The sequence below is a fragment of the Streptomyces sp. NPDC057654 genome, from assembly GCF_042800135.1.
Lineage (GTDB): Bacteria > Actinomycetota > Actinomycetes > Streptomycetales > Streptomycetaceae > Streptomyces.
This window is the reverse complement of the sequence record NZ_JBHVHQ010000618.1, coordinates 1-5,212: the sequence shown is the minus strand read 5'-3', so window position 1 is coordinate 5,212 and position 5,212 is coordinate 1. Positions and strand designations below refer to the sequence as shown.

The following is a 5,212-nucleotide window of genomic DNA, read 5'->3' as shown; positions in this document are numbered from 1 at the left end:
ACGCTGATGTGGCCGATGTGGCCCGCGTTGCCGGTGATGCCGGGGTGCAGCCGGCCGTTGAGCACCAGTCCGCCGCCGACGCCGGTGGAGACCACCATGCACAGCGCGTTGTCATGACCGCGGGCCGCGCCCTGCCAGTGCTCGGCGGCCGTCATCGCCACCCCGTCGCCGACCAGCACGACGGGGACGGGCCCGGCCGTCTTCGTGACCTCCGCGACCAGCGGGAAGCCGCGCCAGCCGGGCACGTTGACCGGGCTGACGGTGCCGTCGGAGGCGTCGACGGGGCCCGCGCTGCCGATGCCGACGGCCCGTACCCGCGACCAGCCGCCGGACGCCTTGAGCTCTTCGAGCACCGCGGTCACCACGCGCATCACCGTCGCGCCGTCCTCACGGGCGGGGGTGGGCCGCTGGGCGCGTACGAGCAGCTGCCCGCGCCCGTCCACCAGGGCGGCCGCTATTTTGGTGCCGCCGATGTCGAGTGCGGCGACGAGGTCGGTGTGCATGGGTGCGATGTCTCCTGGTCCACAGGCGCGGGCAGAGTTGCAGAGCGACAAGTCTCCCCACAGTTGACAACGTTGTCCAGGCTCTATGCTCGACGTCACTCCCGTACGTACAGCAGCAACGACAGGACGAGTCACCGTGGCCGACACCCCCCGCAGTCCGCAGCCCCGCTACGGCGCCCGGCCGACCATGAAGGACGTCGCCGCGCGCGCCGGCGTGGGCCTGAAGACCGTGTCCCGCGTGGTCAACGGCGAGCCGGGGGTGACGCCCGACACCGAGCGGCGCGTGCAGGAGGCCATCACGGGCCTGGGCTTCCGCCGCAACGACAGCGCGCGCATTCTGCGCAAGGGCCGCACGGCCTCGATCGGCCTGGTGCTCGAAGACCTCGCCGACCCGTTCTACGCGCCGCTCAACCGCGCCGTCGAGGAGGTCGCCCGGTCCCATGGCGCGCTGCTCATCAACGGCTCCAGCGCCGAGGACCCCGAGCGCGAGCAGGAGCTGGCGCTCGCCTTCTGCGCCCGCCGGGTCGACGGCCTGCTGGTCATCCCGGCCGGCGACGACCACCGGTATCTGGAGCCGGAGATCGCCGCCGGGGTCGCCACGGTTTTCGTGGACCGCCCGGCCGGGAAGATCGACGCCGACGCCGTGCTCTCCGACAGCATGGGCGGCGCCCGCGACGGGGTCGCCCACCTGATCGCCCACGGCCACCGCCGCATCGCCTTCGTCGGCGACCAGCCGCGCATCCACACCGCGAGCGAGCGGCTGCGCGGCTACCGCACCGCGATGGCCGACGCGGGGCTGCCCGTGGAGGAGAGCTGGGTGTCGCTGGGGCCGACCGCCCCCGCGCACGTACGGGCCGAGGTCGACCGGGTGCTGTCCGGGCCCGAGCCGGTGACGGCCGTGTTCGCGGGGAACAATCGGGTCACCGTGACCGCCGTGCGGGTCCTGGCGGAGCGGTCGCGGCCGGTGGCGCTGGTCGGCTTCGACGATCTGGAGCTGGCCGACCTGCTGGGGATCACGGTGATAGCCCAGGACGCCGCGCGGCTCGGGCGTACGGCCGCCGAGCAGCTGTTCCGGCGGCTGGAGGGGGCGGCGGAGGAGCCTCAGCAGACGGTCCTGCCGACCCGTCTTGTCGCCCGCGGCTCGGGCGAGATCCCGCCGGCGCGAGACGCGTAGCGCGCACCCGGCACGCGGCGGCAGAAGCCGGGCCCCGAGGCTCGTAGCACGCCCCCGCGCGTCGTAGTCGCACGGGGCGGGGAGACACGCACGGCATCCCACGACCGGAGTACCTTCGGCGTCGACAGCGCGCTTTCGACGCCGAGTTGGGTATCTCTCCCCCACCGGGACGCGGTGCCGCGTTCGGCGTTCGGTTCCGGTACCAGCTCGGTCTCACACCGCCTCACCGACCAGGAGCACCGTGGACGACCGTACGCTCGAAGCGCTCGGCCTCGCCGAGGCGCCCCGCGAACATCCGCTGATCTACCCCGGCGCCTGGCCCGCCGAGTCCGGACTGCTGCACCAGCGCCGCCTGCTGCGGCTGCGTCCGGTGGCGGGCCGCCGGCTCGCCAAGTGGCAGGTGCAGCCGCCGCCCGGCGGGTTCCGGGGCGACCCCGGCGCCGAGGAGCCCGTGCCGCTCAACTACGCGCTGATGAGCGCCAACCAGACGCTCGTCGGCGACCGCTTCCCCGTGCTCTCGGTCGGCTCCAACGCCTGTCCGGCGCAGCTGTGCCACAAGATGGAGGGCGCGGGCGTCTCCGCGACGATCCCGATGGCCAAGGTGCGGGTGTCGGGGATCGGGGTCGGGGTGTCCGCGTACGTGTCGCCCATGGGCTATGTGTCCTCGTCGCCGTACCGCGCTCCGGGCCGCACCATGGACCTCTTCGTGACCTGGCTGGACGTGGCGCAGTTGGAGCTCGTCGACGCGAGCGAGGGGATCTTCGACCCGGTCGGCGAGTACCACCGGGTGATACTGCCGGGGGACGTGTTCCGCGCGGAGCTGGCGTCGGGCGAGCTGCTGGGCGGCATGTACGCGTACGTGAACCGGTACGGGGTGCTGCACGACGGCTCCGGGGCGCCGCGCGACCATCCGGGCGAGCGGCGGCTGCTGACCGAACTCATCTCGGAGTCCCGGCAGTTGCGGGACTGGTTCGGCTCCACGCCGGAGGAGTTCAGCGCGGCGGCCCGCGGGGACCTGCACTTGTGCGAGAAGGGCACCCGGCTCTTCGCGGACGAGGAGCGCGCCGCCCTCTCGGGCCTGGAGGAGTATGCGCCCGAGGCCCCGGCGAGCACGGTCTACGACGACATCCACCCGCTCAACGAGCTGCCCGCCGACCACTATCCGGCGTGCCGGACGCCGAACCTCTTCGACCAGCGTGGCGCCGGGGTCGTGCGCGTCTCGGCGCGCCTCGCGCGGGAGCTGGGCGGCCCGTCCCATCTGATGGTGCAGAACGCGCAGTTGCCGACGGCCCGGCACGAGCGGCTCGGGGCGCTGGCCGGCGTGGTGGTGGCGCCCGACATCGCGGCCGACGACACGCGGACGATGCAGGTCGACCACTCGCTGCGGGTGGGGCTGGGCCTGGAGCCCGGCGAGGCCGTCACGGTCGCCCCGGCGCAGGTGCGGCACGGCAGCAGCCGGTGGACGGGGTTCTTCTTCGGGGCGCCCAACTACGTCGTCTGCCGGGTGCAGGACGGGGACCGGGCGAGCGCCGAGCACGAGGTGTGCCTGCTGGACGAGATGACGCTGGAGCTGCTGGGCGTCGCGAGCGGGGACAGCGTGGTGATCGAGGGGTTCCCGGACCGGGAGGGCATCGTCCCGACCCTGGAGCTGAAGGCAATCCGCACCAGCTCGGAGGTGCAGGAGCGGCGGACGCAGCTGCACGGCGGGGACATGACGAGCCGCTATCCGAGCTCCCTGGACGCGCTGGGCACGTTCCCGGACCTGCCGTGGGTCTTTCTGGACCGGCGGCTGTGGTGGGGGCTGGGCCTGGGCGAGCAGTGGCTGGCGACGGTCCGTATCCGCTCCAGCCGCTCGTACCAGCTCAAGAAGGAACTCCGCGAGATGGTGTTCCTGCTGGGGCTCGCCTTTATAGGAGTCGTGACGGTGCTCCAGTCGCTGGTGTGGCAGGCGGCGAGTCTGGGGGTGCTGATTCTGCTGGTGGCCTTCGCCGTGACGGTGCGGATGCGCAGCAGGCTCTCGCAGCGGGCGCGGCTGTTCCGGCACCGCGGCCGACGGCGGGTGACGCGCCGGGAATGAGGGCCCGGATGGTGAAGGCCCGGATGCGGAAGGCCCGGATCACGCCTTCGGCCGGCCCGCGAGGGCTTCGAGGTCGGCCCGGGTGAGACCGGTGAGCCGGGCCGTCTCGCCCGCGCCGACCGCGCCGCAGTCCTGTCCGCGCAGCAGGTAGCCGCTGAGCGCGCGGGCGGTGGCGGGTTCGTCCAGGACGTCGCCGCCCGTGCGGTGCGTGTACGCGACGAGGCGGGAGGCGGCCCGCTCCAGGCCCTCGCGGTAGAAGGCGTAGACGGCCGCGTAGCGGCTGGGCAGGTGGCCGGGGTGCATGTCCCAGCCCTGGTAGTAGCCGCGGGCCAGGGATCGGCGTACGAGGCGGTGGTGCAGCCGCCAGGCGTCGTGGACCTGTCGGGTGGGGCCGACGGGCAGCACGTTGGTGGAGCCGTCGGACAGCCGGACCCCGGTGCCCGCGGCGGCGGTCTGCATGACGGCCTTGGCGTGGTCGGCGGCCGGGTGGTCCAGGGACTGGTGGGCGGCGCTGATGCCGCAGGCCGCGCTGTAGTCGTAGGTGCCGTAGTGCAGCGCGGTGGCGCGTCCCTGGGCCGCGTCGATCATGCGGGCGACGGTGGCGGTCCCGTCGGCGCCCAGGACGGCCTGGGCCGTCTCGATCTGGATCTCGAACCCGATCCGGCCGGCGGCCAGTCCGCGCGCCTTCTCGAACTCCCCGGCCAGGTGCGCCATGGCGGCGACCTGCTCGGGCGCACTGACCTTGGGGAGGGTCAGCACGAGCCCCGCGGGGAGGCCGCCGGCGTCCATCAGGCCGGTGAGGAAGATGTCGAGGGTGCGGATGCCGCGGTCCCGGACGGCGGCCTCCATGCACTTCATGCGGATGCCCATGTACGGGGCGGCGGTGCCGTCCTGGCAGGCGGCGGCGGTGAGTTCGGCGGCGCGGGCGGCGTCGGCGTCCTCCTCGGCGTCGTCGCGGGGGCCGTAGCCGTCCTCGAAGTCGATGCGCAGGTCTTCGACGGGTTCGTGCTCCAGCTTGGCCCGTACGCGCTCGTGCACGGGCTCGGCGAGCTCGTCGGGGATGCCGAGGACGGCGGCGAGGGACGCGGCGTCGGGGGCGTGTGCGTCGAGCGCCGCGAGGGCCCGGCCGCCCCAGGAACGTATGGTCGCGGCGGTGAAGGCGTCGGCGGGGACGTACACGGTGTGGACGGGCTGCCGGGTGCCGGGGTCGCCGGGATAGCGGCGGGCGAGGTCCGCGTCGGTCTCGGCGAGGGACGCGTCGATCTCGTCGCGCACGGCCCTGCCCAGGCTGGTCGCGACCGTCTTGTGCTGCCCCATCCGGCGTCCTCCCGCTGCCCGTCCACCACATCAACATTTTGTGGAAGTGCGTGGTCCGTGGGGCGAAGCTAACGGCACGGCCTGCGGGGGTCAACAGCCGGTCCCGGGGCGCGGGACGCGAAGCGGCGGTCCGTACGGCCC

The 5,212-nt window shown here is 73.7% G+C and carries 4 protein-coding genes; 2 read left to right on the top strand and 2 right to left on the bottom strand.

Annotation, left to right across the window (positions count from 1 at the left end; all coding sequences use genetic code 11):
- Positions 1-503: ROK family protein (locus tag ACFU99_RS32045; RefSeq protein WP_384398701.1), on the bottom strand; the 503-nt coding region annotated here is incomplete at its 3' end.
- A 136-nt stretch (positions 504-639) separates the two neighbouring features.
- On the opposite strand from ACFU99_RS32045, the gene ACFU99_RS32040 reads away from it, so the two are divergent.
- Positions 640-1,677 (top strand): LacI family DNA-binding transcriptional regulator, encoded by a 1,038-nt coding sequence (locus ACFU99_RS32040; protein WP_384398699.1) that lies wholly within the window; start codon positions 640-642, stop codon positions 1,675-1,677.
- 241 nt (positions 1,678-1,918) lie between these two features.
- Positions 1,919-3,754: a hypothetical protein gene (locus tag ACFU99_RS32035; protein WP_384398703.1), complete on the top strand. Its 1,836-nt coding sequence runs from the start codon at positions 1,919-1,921 to the stop codon at positions 3,752-3,754.
- Between the two features lie 39 nt (positions 3,755-3,793).
- Here ACFU99_RS32035 and ACFU99_RS32030 read toward each other — a convergent pair whose 3' ends face one another.
- Positions 3,794-5,071, bottom strand: coding sequence for a DUF6986 family protein (locus ACFU99_RS32030; RefSeq protein ID WP_384398697.1), 1,278 nt, complete (start codon positions 5,069-5,071; stop codon positions 3,794-3,796).
- Positions 5,072-5,212: the final 141 nt, after the last annotated feature.

Coding starts and splice junctions, on each gene's coding strand:
- ACFU99_RS32030 (WP_384398697.1), bottom strand. CDS start 5,071: ATGGGGCAGCACAAGACGGTCGCGACCAGCCTGGGCAGGGCCGTGCGC.